The 15470-nt window shown below is 46.8% G+C and carries 17 protein-coding genes; all 17 read left to right on the forward strand.

Annotated features, from left to right (window positions below):
- The first annotated feature begins 126 nt into the window (after positions 1-126).
- The 17 genes from accC to OEV79_05455 all read left to right on the forward strand — a co-directional run bounded on the left by accC (position 127) and on the right by OEV79_05455 (position 15456).
- Positions 127-1629: an acetyl-CoA carboxylase biotin carboxylase subunit gene (gene accC, locus OEV79_05375; protein ID MDH4210861.1), complete on the forward strand. Its 1503-nt coding sequence runs from the start codon at positions 127-129 to the stop codon at positions 1627-1629.
- Between the two features lie 46 nt (positions 1630-1675).
- Positions 1676-2179 carry a biotin/lipoyl-binding protein gene (locus OEV79_05380; GenBank protein MDH4210862.1) on the forward strand — a complete coding sequence of 168 codons (504 nt, stop codon included), beginning with the start codon at positions 1676-1678 and terminating at the stop codon, positions 2177-2179.
- A gap of 71 nt (positions 2180-2250) precedes the next feature.
- Positions 2251-2622: a four helix bundle protein gene (locus tag OEV79_05385; GenBank protein ID MDH4210863.1), complete on the forward strand. Its 372-nt coding sequence runs from the start codon at positions 2251-2253 to the stop codon at positions 2620-2622.
- Between the two features lie 125 nt (positions 2623-2747).
- Positions 2748-3569 carry an NAD(P)H-dependent oxidoreductase gene (locus OEV79_05390; GenBank protein MDH4210864.1) on the forward strand — a complete coding sequence of 274 codons (822 nt, stop codon included), beginning with the start codon at positions 2748-2750 and terminating at the stop codon, positions 3567-3569.
- Positions 3570-4151 carry a 4Fe-4S binding protein gene (locus tag OEV79_05395; protein MDH4210865.1) on the forward strand — a complete coding sequence of 194 codons (582 nt, stop codon included), beginning with the start codon at positions 3570-3572 and terminating at the stop codon, positions 4149-4151. It begins immediately after the preceding gene.
- On the forward strand, positions 4151-4927 hold the full coding sequence (locus OEV79_05400) for an enoyl-CoA hydratase-related protein (protein ID MDH4210866.1): 777 nt from the start codon (positions 4151-4153) through the stop codon (positions 4925-4927). Before OEV79_05395 ends, OEV79_05400 begins: the two co-directional genes overlap by 1 nt.
- Positions 4928-5337: 410 nt before the next feature.
- Positions 5338-6423, forward strand: a complete 1086-nt coding sequence (locus OEV79_05405; GenBank protein MDH4210867.1) for a nitronate monooxygenase — start codon at positions 5338-5340, stop codon at positions 6421-6423.
- 87 nt (positions 6424-6510) lie between these two features.
- Complete coding sequence (locus tag OEV79_05410) at positions 6511-7848, forward strand: 3-hydroxyacyl-CoA dehydrogenase family protein (protein MDH4210868.1); 1338 nt, start codon at positions 6511-6513, stop codon at positions 7846-7848.
- Positions 7849-8040: 192 nt separating this feature from the next.
- On the forward strand, positions 8041-9288 hold the full coding sequence (locus tag OEV79_05415) for a 3-ketoacyl-CoA thiolase (protein MDH4210869.1): 1248 nt from the start codon (positions 8041-8043) through the stop codon (positions 9286-9288).
- 16 nt (positions 9289-9304) lie between these two features.
- Positions 9305-10009 carry a biotin--[acetyl-CoA-carboxylase] ligase gene (locus OEV79_05420; GenBank protein ID MDH4210870.1) on the forward strand — a complete coding sequence of 235 codons (705 nt, stop codon included), beginning with the start codon at positions 9305-9307 and terminating at the stop codon, positions 10007-10009.
- A gap of 47 nt (positions 10010-10056) precedes the next feature.
- Entirely contained in the window at positions 10057-10566 is a 510-nt protein-coding gene (gene cobO, locus OEV79_05425) for a cob(I)yrinic acid a,c-diamide adenosyltransferase (protein ID MDH4210871.1), read from the forward strand.
- Between the two features lie 45 nt (positions 10567-10611).
- Positions 10612-10797 carry a DNA-directed RNA polymerase subunit omega gene (rpoZ, locus tag OEV79_05430; GenBank protein ID MDH4210872.1) on the forward strand — a complete coding sequence of 62 codons (186 nt, stop codon included), beginning with the start codon at positions 10612-10614 and terminating at the stop codon, positions 10795-10797.
- Complete coding sequence (gene coaBC / locus OEV79_05435) at positions 10794-11966, forward strand: bifunctional phosphopantothenoylcysteine decarboxylase/phosphopantothenate--cysteine ligase CoaBC (protein MDH4210873.1); 1173 nt, start codon at positions 10794-10796, stop codon at positions 11964-11966. Before rpoZ ends, coaBC begins: the two co-directional genes overlap by 4 nt.
- Positions 11967-13328: a replicative DNA helicase gene (gene dnaB / locus OEV79_05440; protein ID MDH4210874.1), complete on the forward strand. Its 1362-nt coding sequence runs from the start codon at positions 11967-11969 to the stop codon at positions 13326-13328. It begins immediately after the preceding gene.
- Positions 13315-14052 (forward strand): ABC transporter permease, encoded by a 738-nt coding sequence (locus OEV79_05445; GenBank protein MDH4210875.1) that lies wholly within the window; start codon positions 13315-13317, stop codon positions 14050-14052. Before dnaB ends, OEV79_05445 begins: the two co-directional genes overlap by 14 nt.
- Positions 14049-14735 carry an ATP-binding cassette domain-containing protein gene (locus tag OEV79_05450; GenBank protein ID MDH4210876.1) on the forward strand — a complete coding sequence of 229 codons (687 nt, stop codon included), beginning with the start codon at positions 14049-14051 and terminating at the stop codon, positions 14733-14735. The genes OEV79_05445 and OEV79_05450 overlap by 4 nt, the downstream gene beginning before the upstream one ends.
- Positions 14728-15456 (forward strand): MlaD family protein, encoded by a 729-nt coding sequence (locus tag OEV79_05455; GenBank protein ID MDH4210877.1) that lies wholly within the window; start codon positions 14728-14730, stop codon positions 15454-15456. Before OEV79_05450 ends, OEV79_05455 begins: the two co-directional genes overlap by 8 nt.
- Positions 15457-15470: the final 14 nt, after the last annotated feature.

The raw sequence follows: 15470 nt of genomic DNA on the forward strand, positions 1-15470 counted from the left end.
TAAACGCAGTAGCACTTCGTTCACAGTATCATTACATTTGCAGATAGAGGTCCGATACTGCGAAATCAACTAAAGTTGAATTGATACTGCGAAGCCATCATGGATGATACTGGATTGTGAGGAATTATGTTCAAAAAAATATTGATCGCAAATCGTGGTGAGATTGCTATAAGGGTAGCCAGGGCATGCAGAGAACTTGGCATTTGCCCGGTCGGAATATTTTCAAGTGCGGACGAGTATTCCAGACATCTGCGGCACATGGACGAAGCGTATCTCGTGGGTGATCCTCCTCCTCAGGAAAGTTATTTGAATATACAAGCAATCATGGCCGCAGCGGAAGAGGCAGGTGTTGATGCGATACACCCAGGGTATGGATTCCTTGCTGAGAACCCGAGATTTGCAGAGGCATGTGAGGCGAGTGGCATTGTATTCATAGGTCCTAGTTCGAAGGCGCTTGCTCTGGTCGGTGACAAAGTTGCGTCGCGGAGCACCGTTAAGAAGGTTGGTGTTCCCATCATACCGGGTATGCAGATTGCCGAAAGGGAGATGACTTCTTTCAAGAAAATTGCCGAGCAGGTTGGCTATCCGGTGATTGTTAAAGCCTCGATGGGCGGTGGCGGTAAAGGCATGCGTATTGTCCGCACCGAGAAGGAACTCGAGGCAAGTATCGAAGCAGGGAAGAGAGAGGCAAAGAGTGCCTTCGGTGACGAAACCGTCTATCTTGAAAAGTACATCGAAAGGCCGCGTCACATTGAATTTCAAATACTCAGGGACAAGCATGGAAACACGTTGCATTTGTTCGAGCGGGAATGTTCAATACAGAGGCGCCATCAGAAGATAGTGGAGGAGACTCCGTCGACTGTCCTCGATGCTGAGCTGCGTCAGCGCATGGGCGAAGCAGCCAAAAAGGTTATCGAGGCTTCAGAATATACCAACGCTGGTACCGTGGAATTTTTGCTTGATGAGAGCCGCAACTTCTATTTCCTCGAGGTCAATGCCCGAGTCCAGGTTGAACATCCGATTACTGAAATGGTCACGGGAGTTGATCTTGTCCGTCACCAGATAATGATTGCAGCGGGTTCTAAAATCGATCTTAAACAAAGCTCGGTCGAACAACGCGGTCATGCGATCGAAGCAAGGATCTACGCCGAAGACCCTGAGAATAACTTCTTGCCGTGTCCTGGGAAGATTCTTTTTTTGAATGAACCAGATGGACCCGGGGTGCGAGTTGATTCTGGTATATATCAGGGGTGGGACGTCCCGCCGTATTACGACCCAATACTGTCGAAGTTGATCGTCTGGGCAGAGAACCGCGACATGGCGATAAAGCGCATGTCCAATGCGCTGAATAATTATGTAATTCTGGGTATCAAGACAAATCTTGGTTATTTAAAACGTATCATGGGGACCGCAAAATTCATTGCGGGCGATTATCACACGCATTTCATCGATGATAATGCTTCTGAATTGCGCATGGCTGATGATAATATTCAGGCCGCTATTGCCGCAGCTTCACTGATAGCCATGGGCAGGAAAGAGGGAGAAAAAGCCCTTATTCAGAGTGGTGACATACGACGATCGACGACACCGTGGCAGGAGATCGGAGATTGGGAAATCTGCAAAAGATAAAGGACAACATATGATAAGGTATGTTTCTTTTGGTGAATAGGGTAATATGAAATATCACTTGCTGTATTTGAAAGAGAAATATGACGTTGATGTCCGCAGCGGGGAAGATGAATTGGTCGTAACAATAGGTGACCAAAATTACACGGTTAACGATTTCATCATGCGGGAAAACTCGGCCAGCTTTAGAATGAGAGACAAGACGTATAGAATATTTTTTGCGCGAGATAATGCGAAAATATACGTTTCACTCGGTGGTGAATACTTCACTCTGGAGTTAAGCAGCCGGGCAAAGTACGGCTCAGAAGGAGGAGACCAGCAAGGAGGTAATGTCATTACTTCTTCGATGCCGGGATTACTTGTCAAATTGCTGGTGAAGGTCGGAGAGAAGGTTAAATCGGGGGACACGCTCGCGATCGTTGAAGCCATGAAAATGCAGAGTGAACTCCGTTCACATATTGATGGCGAAGTGAAGAAAATCAACTTCAAAGAAGGCGATCAGGTGGACGCATTCGTACCGATTGTCGAAATTGAAAATTCGACAATGACATAATCGCAGTATTGCTTCGCCCGCAGGAGACGCAGTATCGTTACACTCGCAGTAATCGCTTGTTTCTTCGAAACATGAAGTTCAAATACGAAGAATTGGAGGTCTGGCAGTTAGCCATAGAACTGATAAAAGCTATGTATGTGCTGCTAGAGAAATTCCCGACAGACGAAAAATATGATTTAATCTCGCAGGGTAAGAGGGCTGTGGTGTCAATTGCCCTGAATATCGCTGAAGGTAGTGGACGGCACACTGATCGTGACTTCAGCCTCTTCATAAATAGGGCAACTACATCGTTGCTGGAGGTCGATGCAGTATTGAAGGTTGGAATTGAACTGGGATACATAACACCGCAGGATTATTCTATTATTGATCCGCTGATAGAGAACGAGTATTTCAAACTCATTGCCTTTGATAAGTCACTCAGGAAGGGCTCCAGTACAAGATGAAGGTATTCACATTGAATTCTTGTGAGGCAAACAGGAGCGGTACTGCGAGTCCCGTCTTTTCGGGACGATTTTGCGAATTCGGTTTGGCGAATGATACTGCGAGCAAAGTGATTTGGACGTAAGATATGCATTTCTTGGCAATAGTTGCCTCTGAAAGGCGTAACGGTAACAGCGATCTGATAGGTCGTCTTTCTGTGAGATACGCATTGAAATCCGGTGTAGATTCCGGTGAGGTAGCATATCTTAAGAATTTCAGGTTAGAACAGTGCCGCGGTTGCCTGAAGTGTCTTGAAAAGAAACAAAAATGCTGTATTGATGATGACCTTTACAGATTGCTCGATATCATCCAGGAGGCGGATAGGCTTCTGGTGATCGCACCGGTATATGTTCTTGGTATTCCGGGCAAGCTGAAGATGCTACTGGATCGATACCTGGCGATTGCTGGGTACCTGAGCGCGCAAAGTGTGGGGCCCGGAGCAAGCATTGGCGTCGCCGCGCTGCCTGATTGGCATCAATTCCAAATACCCCTCACGAATCTTGTGCTTCTCGCATTGGGCAGGCGTATCGCAGACAGTATTGTGCTCTACGGGGCAGGACCCGGCGAGGTTTTGCTCAATGGAAGTATCACAGAGCTTTCTGTGCTGGTTGACAATCTGATAAATTGTCAGAATGGAAAGTACGATTCGACCGTCGCACAGAGATGTCCGGTAGATTATAACTGTCTGTTTGAACGTATCGAGGGTGATCGATTTCGCTGCCCAGTCTGTCTCACTCCTGCCCGGTTGACTGACAATGGATATTACTTTGATGCCGACGATTTGAATTGTCATCGCTGGACAGGGCAGAAACTTCAAGAGCATTTTGAGAATTGGGTACTCAAAACAAAGCCCAGATTCAAATCCATGTTAAAGGACATAATAAAAAAGAAGAGAGAAATGGGGATTTGAGTGAGTTCCGAAGGTGAAAACAATATACACTTCGTGTGTACGCGTGACGAAGGTTGGCAGATCGTCGAGAAGAACAAAAGATACTGGTTATCGAACTGCGGCTGCCGGGAGCAGAGAGGGCGGTGCAAACGGTCCAGGATGGACATCTGCCTTGACTTCCAGGAACGTAATACAGGAGGGGGTTCAAATCTGCACGAGGTACGTAAGGAAGAGATAGAAAGAGTGTTTGCGGAAGCGAAAGAGAAGCATCTTGTGGTTAGGCCTTTCCGTGATGACCAAGACAGAACCCGGGTTGCGGGTATTTGTTTCTGCTGTGACGACTGCTGCGGATATTTCCTGGATCCGAGAGAGAAATGCGATAAGGGAAGATATAGAGAAACTACTGATTTAGATAATTGCACTCATTGCAGTGAATGTGTTGAAGTATGCTACTTCGGTGCACGTAGCATGGTTGATGGTAAATTGGTGGTTGCGGCGGACCGATGTTACGGTTGTGGTCTCTGTACCGACATTTGTCCGACAGGATGCATAGGGATGGTCGTCAGAAGTACGGTCACGAACAAAATAAAAAAGGAGGTTTGATGCCGTTCGAATTTATTATTGCTGAGAAGAAGGACAGAATAGGTTTTGTGAAAATAAACCGGCCTGATGTATACAATGCGGTCAACGTCGAAGCGATTGTCGAATTAGAGCATGCGGTGCAGACATTCAATTGCGATAAGGATGTTCTGGTTGTTATTATTACAGGAGAGGGCAAGGCCTTTGTTTCGGGATCTGATATTTCCCGACTTGCTCAGATGGAGTCGATTGAAGCTCGCGAGTACAGCCAGATTGGACAACGTGTGCTTTCTTTTATTGAGAACATGGAAAAACCTGTTATCGCAGCCGTGAATGGGTTTGCACTTGGTTCGGGGTGCGAACTTGCAATGGCGTGCGACATCAGGATTGCTTCAGAGAAGGCAAAATTCGGTCAACCCGAGGTAAAATTAGGATTGATCCCAGGTCATGCCGGCACTCAGCGGCTCGCGAGACTGGTTGGTTCCGCAAAGGCCAAAGAATTGATATTCACCGGAGAGATGATCGATGCCCAAGAAGCCCTCCGAATAGGTCTCGTGAATAAGGTTGTAGCACCCGAGGCACTGCTCGACGAAGCCACGAATTTGGCAGCAAAAATAATGGAGGTCGGACCGACCGCCGTGCGTTTTGCCAAAACGGTCATTAACCGGGGTGTTGATGCAAATTTGACGACAGCGACTTCATACGAGACCGAAGCGTTTAGTATTCTTTTCTCCACCGAAGAAGCAAAAGAAGGAATGAAAGCATTCCTGGAGAAACGAAAGCCTAATTGGTGTAAATGATTGCAGTTTTGCTGGAGTCGTGCAACATAATGTCGTAGCGCCGCAGATTGCTAGCTATTGACGATAAGCTGAAAAATACTGGCAATGTATAGACGATATGATAAAAGAGCTGAATCGGCTGACCGGTGGTAAGACAGAATTTTCTTAAGGGGTCGAGATATATATCAACTGTCTGGAAAGAAATTAAGGTACAATATAGTGTTTGTAAGACCTGAGAAAAAATATGGGCACACGTCATTATTTGAATGGAGTCTAGAAGGAAGATATCTGAAGCAGGTAGATAACATGGCACAAACAGCAATAAAGAATAAATCTGACGACTTCGCCTGCGCCGCAACCGATAAGCGGACAACGCCCGCCGTTAGACAGAACATCTTAATAGAGGTAAATAACTTATGAATTCTCGGAAAATGCCACTGTTGAAAATAGGCAATTTTGAGGCCAAGATACCGATTGTTCAGGGCGGAATGAGTGTTGGTATCTCTTTGTCAGGATTAGCTTCGGCTGTGGCGAACGAGGGGGGCATAGGAGTTATTGGCACTGCTGGAATTGGTATGCTCGAACCTGACTATGCCACAAATTTCAGGGAAGCGAACATAAGAGCTTTGAGAAAAGAAATAAGAAAAGCAAAGGAAATGACAAGCGGGATTATTGGAGTCAATATAATGGTGGCGCTCTCAGATTTTGATGAACTCTTGCTGGTGGCAGTAGAAGAAGGTGTGGACCTGGTTTTCGTCGGTGCTGGGCTTTTGCTTAGGAACCCAAAAACATTGCCTCTGGCAAGGTTAAGAGAGGTTGCGACCAAGATTGTTCCTATAGTTTCTTCTGCAAGAGCTGCAAGAATCACATTTGAAAGCTGGGCGAGAAACTGCGATCATGTCCCCGATGCCGTGGTTGTTGAGGGCCCACTTGCAGGTGGACATCTCGGTTTCAAGAAAGAACAGATTGACGATTCTGATTATGCGCTGGAGAAGATACTCCCTGATGTTATTTCTGTAATAAAACCCTTTGAGCGGCGGTATAATAAAGATATCCCCGTAATCGCCGCCGGAGGCATATACACCGGGGCTGATATTTATAGATTTATACAGTTAGGAGCCAGTGGAATTCAAATGGCAACCAGATTTGTCGCGACTCATGAGTGTGATGCCTTCATAGAGTTCAAAAAGGCATACGTAGTATGCAAAGAGGAGGATATTGTCATAATAGACAGCCCCGTTGGATTACCGGGAAGAGCGATACGAAACAAATTTATAAATGATATATTCGCAGGTATGAAAAAACCCTTTAAGTGTCCATGGAAGTGTTTGAAAACTTGTGACTTCAAAAAAGTACCATACTGCATCGCTCACGCACTAACCAATGCCAAGAAAGGAAAACTTAAGAGTGGGTTTGCATTTGCAGGCTCTAATGCATTCAGAGTAGATAAGATAATTTCTGTCAAAGAATTAATTGCGACCTTGTTGATGGAATATAAAACGGCGGCGTGCATATAAACCGCTTCGCTCAAAACCGTCTCTTGGTGTTTATTTGAATCTGTTTCAATCCGTTTGAATCAATTTTCCGTAGGAAAAGGAGGTTTGATGAACCTTGATGAGAGACTCCAGAATGTAACAATTATCGGTGCGGCCGGTAAGATGGGTAGTGGTATTGGTGTGCTTATTGCTCAGGAAATGGCCAGGCTGAAATTAATACCCGAAAACAAAAATAATGTCTACAGACTCAACTTAGTCGATATGAGTGAGCAGGCGCTTGATGGTCTCAGGGCGTATATGAAGGCCCAACTCGTGAAAGCGGCAGAAAAGTCGACTGTGCTGCTAAGGGATCTATATAAAGATAGAAAGGATCTGGTCGAGAACAGCGATATCGTAAATGCCTTTGTTGATGATTCTACAAGTGTCTTAAACTACAGTATCGATCTGGGTATTGCTGCGAAAAGTCATCTCGTATTCGAAGCGATATTTGAGAATGAAAAAGTGAAGATAAAGATCTACAAAAAGTTGAATAGAATGTGCGGCAAAGATACCCTCTATCTGACAAATACGTCGAGCATCCCAATCGGTTATCTAGATGAAAATGCGGGTCTTGGCGGCCGGCTCATTGGCTACCATTTCTACAATCCCCCGGTGGTTCAAAGACTGGTTGAAGTGATTACGGCCAAGGGCACGACTGAGGAGTTGAGAACTGCCGCGGGCGAACTCGGTAAGCGGTTGCGCAAGAAATTAGTGCCAGCAAATGATATATCAGGGTTTATCGGCAATGGACATTTCATTCGTGATGGTCTGTACGCAATTGATGAGGTCGACAGGCTGCAGGCAAAATTCCGTTATGCGGGTGCGATCTACGCCGTTAACAGGATAACACAGGATTTTCTTGTCAGACCAATGGGAATATTCCAGTTGATCGACTACGTTGGCATAGATGTCTTTCAGTGTATATTAAAGGTTATGCGCACCCACCTTCCTGATGATACATTGAGAAGTAGATTGATCGATAGGATGGTCAAGTATAAGGTTCTCGGTGGTCAGTATGCAGATGGTTCACAGAAAGATGGATTCCTGAAATACGAGAAGAACCGTCCCGTAGGTATTTATGACGTAAGAAAGAAGGAATATTTCTCTATTTCCGAAGATTGGAAAAAAAGAATAGAGAAGAAATTGGGGCCGCTGCCGGAGGGCTTTGTTCCATGGCGTGGCCTACTCATGGACAGCAACAAGGACGAGAAACTGAAGAGGCATTTTGAACAGGTGAAGAAAATGGATACGCCCGGTGGTGAACTTGCGTCTGCTTTTTTGAGAAAAACGAAGGAAATTGCAGAGGGTCTTGTTAACAGAGGCGTAGCTAATTCGAGCGATGATGTCAATGCTGTCCTCACGAACGGTTTCTTCTGGCTCTACGGACCGATAAATGAATACATTTAGATATGAAATCCGAAGCACGAAATCCGATTCCGCGGCTACACAAATCTCTGATTTGATTGTATATGCGAGAATACCCGTAAGGGTGAATTCTAAGTCTTCCACGGGGAATCTATGATTTGGCCATTGAATTCACTGTCCCGAGCGGAGCCGAGGGGAATTCGACTTTACAATTTAATAGGAAAGGAGTGTTAAATGTCTTTTTTTAGAAAGAAAGTCTATGCTTGTGCTGGCTTCTATACAGTTTCATTGGGCTCTGGTAGAAAGGAGTTTCACCCCAAGAAGCCACGCCCCGGTATCGAACATTACATCAAAGAAGCTGGACTTGGAGTGATAGACCAAATAAAGAACCCCGAACATATTGATGAGGGTGTTATCGGTAACTTCATTGCATCGAGATTCTGTCACCAGGGCAACCTTGGCGGATTTTTTCCGATGGTGCATCCTACTTTTCAGTACAAACCGTGCATGCGCGTTGAAGGTGCATGCGATTCAGGAGGCTTGGCGCTCGTTGCCTCGGTAAAGACAGTGCTTGCGGACATTGCCGATGTGGTCATGTGCTTGGGCGTTGAGGTCCAGAACACTGTCAAAGCAGTGTACGGTGCTGATTATCTTGCCGCTGCGGGATGGTATTCTGGCGAACGTAAGAATGGGCACGCGTACTTCTTCCCCGACCAGTTTTCTCAGCGAGCCGGTGCGTGTTTTGACAAGTTCGGATACGATAGAATCCGCCCCGGTATGGCACGGTGGTACGTGAATGCGATCGAGAACGCGCGTAAGAATCCCAAGGCACAGGAATATCACAATGCGAACAGCGATCTCTACGGGACTGGTATGACATCACCGAGCCCCAAGGCTTTTTGTGAACACATCAATGTTTTTGATTGCTCGAAGGTTTCTGATGGTGCTGCTGGGCTGATTTTCGCATCCGAACAGGGATTGGAGAAAATCGGCATCAGTAAGAGGAATGTGGTCGAGGTCGTTGGTTACGCACAGGTGCAGGATAATCTGACCACACCACCAACTGATTTGACAAAATTGGGTACATGCGAGATGGCAGCCAAACGTGCATACGAGAGAGCGGGTATACAACCCAAGGAACTGGGTGTTTTGGAGGTGCATGATTGCTTCACTGTAGCCGGTCTACTCGCTGTCGAAGCAGCAGGTCTTGCTGGTTATGGTGAAGGCGCGGATTTTGTGAAGGCAGGCAATACCAGCCTTAATGGTTTAATCCCTACGAATACTTCTGGCGGGTTAATAGGCTATGGCCACCCGACCGGCGCAACTGGCGTCCGTCAGGCAGTTGATATCGTGCATCAACTTTCAGGCAAGGCGGGTGAATATCAGGTGCAGGTAACGTCAGACCGCCCATATGGAATGCTTTCGAGCATGGGTGGGAACGACAAGACCGTCGTCGCCATGATTTTCAAGAAGACGGATTGAAGTAGCCGGAGTTTCGATGATCGTTGGGAGCAAATTCTACAGATTGAACGAGATTAATTCTACGAACGATTATATAAAGGAGATAATGGAGAATGCTCCTGAAGGTACGGTAGTCATAGCTGATACCCAGAGCTCCGGTAGGGGAAGTAAGGGACGTTCATGGTATTCACCCGAGGGTGGTTTGTGGATGTCTGTTTTGCTGAAGCATCATCAGAACTGTTTGATTTCCCTCATTGCTGGCGTTGCGATCTGCGAGTCTTTTTCCGCATACGGAATCGGAGCCAAAATAAAATGGCCTAACGACGTATTGCTTAACGGCAGAAAGATTGCCGGTATCCTGCCTGAGATCGTTGACGAGAATGTTATTCTTGGTGTGGGCATCAATCTTAATGTCCGGCAGTTCCCTGACGATCTGCAAGAAAAGGCGAGTTCGATATTCATTGAAACGAAGAAGCATCTTGACCCGCAGAGTTTCTACCACCGATTGTGCAAGTCTCTCGACGCTTACTACGCTATTCTGAAGAAGGAAGAGGTCGATACGCTGCTATCAAAGTGGCGCGAATATACGTTGATGCACGGTCGTGACGTGAGTATTGAACTGCCGGACAGATTGGTTGTTGGCAAAGTCCTGGATATTGATCGGCAGGGCGCATTGATCATAATGCGTGCCGATTATGGCATCGAACATATCATCGCGGGTGACTGTAGGTTGTTGAATTGAGTGGATTGCATTCTACACTTGGTTTCGATGAGGCTCGAAAATAAAATATGATACATATCTATACAGGAAACGGAAAAGGTAAAACGACCGCGGCTTTGGGCCAAGCAATGCGGGCCATTGGCCACGGTCTGAAAGTCCTGATGATTCAGTTCATGAAGGGTGAGGTCAATTACGGAGAACTTGAAGCAGCAAAACAACTATCTAACTTCACAATCGAACAGTTCGGGCGTCCCGATTTCGTAAATCCCGAAAATCCAGATGAAACGGATATCCGTCTCGCAAAAGCGGCACTGGCGAGAGCTACTGGCGCCGTGAATGGCCACCAGTATGATATAATAATTCTCGATGAGATCAACGTTGCTGTAAATTTTGGATTGATAGAGACCAAAGATGTGATATCACTTTTCAAACAGAAACCGGAAGATGTCGTGCTGATACTGACGGGTCGCTACATGCCCGAGGAATTTGCACCTTTTGCCGATCTGATTACCGAATGCAGAGAGGTTAAACACTATTTCAACAAAGGCGCAAAGGCGCGCGAAGGTTTTGAATACTAGGATTGACACAGCGGGTAAATTGCGTAGAATACTGAAGGAGGTTCAATGATAATCCCCGTTGAAGAAATATGGAAGAGATTTCAGAACAAGTACAAGGCTGTTAATGTTGCAGCGCTCGAAGCGCGGAAGCTGAAGGAAGAACAAGGTAAGGGTCTTGTGGATGAAAAGATGAATCCGATCCTTGAGGCCCTGCGGCGCCTGCTGAGCGATAAAATTAAATTTAGGGAATGAGAGTATTGCTTGGCGTGGCCGGTTCAATTGCTGCTTTCAAATCACTTGAACTGGCAAGATTGTTGAGAAAACATGGGGCTGAGGTTCGCTTTGTTCTGACAAAATCAGCGCTTGAGTTTATTACCCCGTTGAGCTGTCAAACCCTGTCTGATGAGGAAGTGTACAGCGACCAGTTCGTGCTGACCACTGGAATCAAGCATCTGAGCCTTTGTGAATGGGCGGATATTTTCGTCATAGCACCGGCAACTGCAAATATCCTCGGTAAGGCTGCATGCGGTATTGGGGATGATCTACTATCAACCTCATTACTCTCTTGTCAGAAACCTATCCTTTTTGTTCCGGCAATGGATCAGGGCATGTGGGATAACCTCATCGTTAAGGAAAATGTTGCTTTCTTGAAGGAACACGGTTTCAGTGTTCTCGAGCCGGGTGTCGGAGCGCTTGCCTCTGGCAAGATTGGCCGGGGCAGATTTCCATCGGTGAATATTATCTTGAAGAAAATAATGTCCGTAGTTGAAAAAAGGCGGGATCTAGAGGGCAGAAAATTCCTCGTGACCGGCGGTCGGACTGAAGAAGATATCGACCCGGTGCGGGTTGTGACCAATCGCTCGACCGGTTTGATGGCGGCTGAGTTAATGCAGGCAATATTTTGCCGCGGAGGTACTGGCAAGGCTATTATCGGCGAAGTGGCTTGCCAATTGCCTGATGGTATGGACATTACCAGGGTGCGGACGTCCGCTGAGATGTTGGATGCATTGCACGAGCATTTTGCGTGGTGCGATTGTTTGATCATGGCGGCTGCGGTCGGGGACTATAAGCCGCAAGCTCAGAGTAATGTCAAAATCCACGATGAGACATATGATCTGAACCTCAGGAAAAATGTTGATCTACTCAAGGAGATTACTAAGCAGAAAGGAAACCGGACCGTTGTTGGTTTTTCTCTCGAAGAATCGGATCAACTCGCTCGAGCGCAGCACAAGATGAATGCAAAGAATATGGATTTAGTCGTTTTCAATTCGCCAGCAGCAATTGGCGCAACACGGGCAGCCATGAGCATGTTGAGAGCGAATTCTGAAAGAGAAGATATGGGAGAACAGACAAAATGGCAGATCGCGAACCGTATTCTCGATGAATGCATTATGGTTATGGACAGCAAAACCGATAGGTAGATGGAAGAAAAGAGAGTACCACCTCATTCACTGGAAGCCGAAGAATCGGTATTGGGTGCGATACTGCTGGACCCGAACGCTTTGCCAAAGGCGATGGAAATTATTAGCGAGGAGCATTTTTACCAGGCGGCAAATCAGAAGGTATTTCGGGCGATCCTGGGTCTGTTCAACCGCAACGTCACTGCGGATCTTGTTACGGTTACGGACTGGTTGAAACAAAACAAGATGCTCGATGAAATCGGTGGGCCTGAGTACCTGTCGAATATTGTAGGCAACATCCTTACGACGGCGAATGTGGAGCATCACGCGCGTGTCGTTTTGGATAAGGCGATCAAGCGAAGCGTCATTCAGGTCGGTATGGAGATGCTGAAGAACAGTTTTGAGGACAATCAGACAGCCGCCGAACTTGTTGACTATGCACAGAACAGTGTTTTCCAGATCAAAGAGAAAGGCCTCAGAAAAGAACCGGTCAGTATCAGAGGTTATATCACAAAAATAATCGAAACCGCTGAATCGATGCGCGGTGCTCGGATGATTACGGGAGTCGAAACTGGATACTATGAACTCGATGAGATAACATCCGGTTTCCAGAAAGGTGATTTTATAGTCGTTGCTGGAAGACCTTCAATGGGGAAGACGGCGTTTGTCCTAAACGTCGCTTCTTATGCGGCCATAAAGAATAATGTCCCGACTGGGATTTTCTCGGTCGAAATGTCCGGGGAAGCTCTGGTACAGCGTTTGCTGTGCAGCGAGGCAAAGGTGAGTCTGAAGAATCTCCGCAGGGGGATGCTGCGTAACGAGGACTGGGTCAATCTTGCAACTGCCGCTGGCAATCTTGATAAGGCTCCGATATTGATCGATGATTCGGCCCAGATGTCGATATACGAGCTGAAAGCCAAGGCAAGGCGTTTGAAAGCAGATTATGGCATCGGGATGCTTATCGTTGATTATCTTCAACTCCTGGATGGCCCCAAACTGGCCAGGACTGTCTCGAGGCAGCAGGAGATTTCAGAAATTTCGAGAGCACTCAAAGCTCTCGCAAAGGAATTAGATTGTCCGATGGTCGTCGTCTCGCAGTTGTCCAGGATGCCTGAGCACCGTGAACATAAACGGCCAATACTGGCTGATCTCCGCGAAAGCGGTGCGATCGAGCAGGACGCCGATGTTGTTGTGTTCATCTACCGTGATGAGGTGTATGATCCGCAGACCGAGAAAAAGGGTGTTGCCGAGATCATTGTGGCGAAACAGCGCAACGGTCCAACCGGTATCATCGAGCTGAATTTTTTCAATGAATTCACCCAGTTTGCCAATTTTACACTGAGAGAAGAGGAATTGGTTGAGGAAGAACGTGAACCTTTTTAGCGCGATCGGCGATTTTTCGTCTTTTTTATTCCGCAGTGTTTTCATACCCTGGCAACTCCAGCATTCTAGATATAGAATTTTGCGTCAGGTTTTCGAAGTGGGGATCGGATCCTTGCCGATTATTCTGATAATTGCTGCTTTTGTTGGTTTGGTTTCAATAGTCCAGACTTCGTATCAGGTGGCGGGAACCGTGCCGAGATATATACTCGGCATGACGGTCGGCCGCATGGTGATGATCGAGCTGGGACCGATCCTCACCGCCTTGATGGTCAGTGGTCGCTGCGCATCCTCGATGGCTGCCGAGATCGGGACCATGCGTGTGACCGAGCAGATCGATGCGCTGGAGATCATGGCGATAAACCCGCACAGATTTCTCAGTTTACCGCGGATAATCGGTACTTTCATCGCGTTACCCGTGCTGACAGTTATCGCCGAATTTGACGCGCTGTTGGTCAGCGGTGCCTATGCACATTTTTTCCTGGATATACCTTTTGGTGTTTTTAACTACGGCCTGACTCATCTCTTCTATGCCAAGGATTTCTTCGGTGGTCTGGTGAAGTCGCTTTTCTTCGCCGTTGTGATAGCGACTGCCGGGTGCTATTTTGGCTTCAACGTCCGGGGTGGTGCACGAGAGGTTGGACGGGCAGCAACCTACGCCGTTGTTACTGCTTCGATCCTGATACTCACATTGGATTTTTTGATCGCTTTGGTGATATTCGGATGATCAGCATAAAGAATCTGTCGAAGGCTTTTAACTCGTTGATCGTACTCAATGATGTAAGTTTCTGCATCGACGATGGCTCTCTGGTTGTGATCCTTGGACCTTCCGGCACCGGCAAGAGTGTGCTACTGAAATCGATGTTAGGGCTTATGGCGGTCGATAGCGGTGAGGTTCTGTTTGATGGAAAATCAATACAGAATGCTACTGATAGAGAGATATATGAGATACGGAAACAGGTTGGTTTCGTGTTTCAAGGTACGGCGCTTTTTGATTCCATGAATGTTTCGGAGAATATCGCACTTCCCCTGCGTGAGCATACTACACTTTCGTCAAAGGCTATTCGGGAACGCGTGTGCGGTCTCCTTGAGGTAGTTGGCATGGAAGGCAAGGCGGGTCTTTATCCACAATCACTTTCCGGAGGGATGAAACGACTTGTCGCTATAGCACGCGCACTGGCGCTTGACCCTCGTTATTTGTTCTATGACGAGCCAACAACCGGGCTCGATCCAATAATGACGGATAAAGTTGTTGCCCTTGTAAAGAGCTTGAAAAAGAAATACAAGAATAGTGGTATCGTTGTGACACACGACTTGAGCACAGCCAGGGCGGTGGGTGATCAGATATACATGCTAAAGAAAGGGAAGATAACCAAGTTGACAAAGATTGAAAAGGAATTATATGACTAAAGGATTGAGGGAAACTTTCGTAGGTATTTTTGTCGTTGTTGGCATCATTGTCTTTATTGCCCTTTACACCTGGCTTTCCGGTAAGGTCTTTTTACGCAATACGTATGACGCCAGGGTCTATTTTGAGGATGTCGAAGGATTGAGGGTCGGCGATCCGGTCCTTGTTTATGGGATAGAGAAGGGCAAGGTAAAATCAATGCATATCGATAGCAGCCGCGTGCAGGTGATTTTGGCCGTGGACCGTGACGTGCGCCTTCCTGATGATACAAGGATTTGTATTCGCGCGGTCAGCTATGTTGGCGCGGACAAGTATGTTAAAATAACACCCGGAACAAGTGATAAGATCCCCGATGTCTACTATGGCACCGGCGGCTCGCTTGACCTCGAAGCGTTGGGCAGCCAGCTGGATAGTCTGATAACGACTTTCGGGAAGATCGAAATACCCGATCTGGATGAAGCGGTGCGGAGATTCTCAGCAGATCTCAGCAAAAGTCTGGGACGGCTTCTGTCGATGTTGGAGGATCCGGTAGACAAAATTGACATGCTTGCAGTTCGATTGGATTCCCTTACGATTCTTTTCAAAGGAGACGGCACAGTTGGCCGTCTGCTGAAATCCGACGAGCTCTATGAGGAGTTAAGGGAAACCAATCTTGCTTTGAAAACTCTCATTCAAGATATCAACGAGAATCCGAAGAAATATATAAACGTAAAGGTGTTCTGATTTCTCTGTATCTG

Source organism: candidate division WOR-3 bacterium (assembly GCA_029858255.1).
Taxonomy (GTDB): domain Bacteria; phylum Hydrothermota; class Tepidihabitantia; order SM23-42; family SM23-42; genus SM23-42.

Excerpts from the sequence above, each read along its gene's own strand:
- accC (MDH4210861.1), top strand. The coding sequence starts at position 127 with ATGTTCAAAAAAATATTGATCGCAAATCGTGGTGAGATTGCTATAAGG.
- OEV79_05380 (MDH4210862.1), top strand. The coding sequence starts at position 1,676 with ATGAAATATCACTTGCTGTATTTGAAAGAGAAATATGACGTTGATGTC.
- OEV79_05385 (MDH4210863.1), top strand. The coding sequence starts at position 2,251 with ATGAAGTTCAAATACGAAGAATTGGAGGTCTGGCAGTTAGCCATAGAA.
- OEV79_05390 (MDH4210864.1), top strand. The coding sequence starts at position 2,748 with ATGCATTTCTTGGCAATAGTTGCCTCTGAAAGGCGTAACGGTAACAGC.
- OEV79_05400 (MDH4210866.1), top strand. The coding sequence starts at position 4,151 with ATGCCGTTCGAATTTATTATTGCTGAGAAGAAGGACAGAATAGGTTTT.
- OEV79_05405 (MDH4210867.1), top strand. The coding sequence starts at position 5,338 with ATGCCACTGTTGAAAATAGGCAATTTTGAGGCCAAGATACCGATTGTT.
- OEV79_05410 (MDH4210868.1), top strand. The coding sequence starts at position 6,511 with ATGAACCTTGATGAGAGACTCCAGAATGTAACAATTATCGGTGCGGCC.
- OEV79_05415 (MDH4210869.1), top strand. The coding sequence starts at position 8,041 with ATGTCTTTTTTTAGAAAGAAAGTCTATGCTTGTGCTGGCTTCTATACA.
- OEV79_05420 (MDH4210870.1), top strand. The coding sequence starts at position 9,305 with ATGATCGTTGGGAGCAAATTCTACAGATTGAACGAGATTAATTCTACG.
- cobO (MDH4210871.1), top strand. The coding sequence starts at position 10,057 with ATGATACATATCTATACAGGAAACGGAAAAGGTAAAACGACCGCGGCT.
- rpoZ (MDH4210872.1), top strand. The coding sequence starts at position 10,612 with ATGATAATCCCCGTTGAAGAAATATGGAAGAGATTTCAGAACAAGTAC.
- coaBC (MDH4210873.1), top strand. The coding sequence starts at position 10,794 with ATGAGAGTATTGCTTGGCGTGGCCGGTTCAATTGCTGCTTTCAAATCA.
- dnaB (MDH4210874.1), top strand. The coding sequence starts at position 11,967 with ATGGAAGAAAAGAGAGTACCACCTCATTCACTGGAAGCCGAAGAATCG.
- OEV79_05450 (MDH4210876.1), top strand. The coding sequence starts at position 14,049 with ATGATCAGCATAAAGAATCTGTCGAAGGCTTTTAACTCGTTGATCGTA.
- OEV79_05455 (MDH4210877.1), top strand. The coding sequence starts at position 14,728 with ATGACTAAAGGATTGAGGGAAACTTTCGTAGGTATTTTTGTCGTTGTT.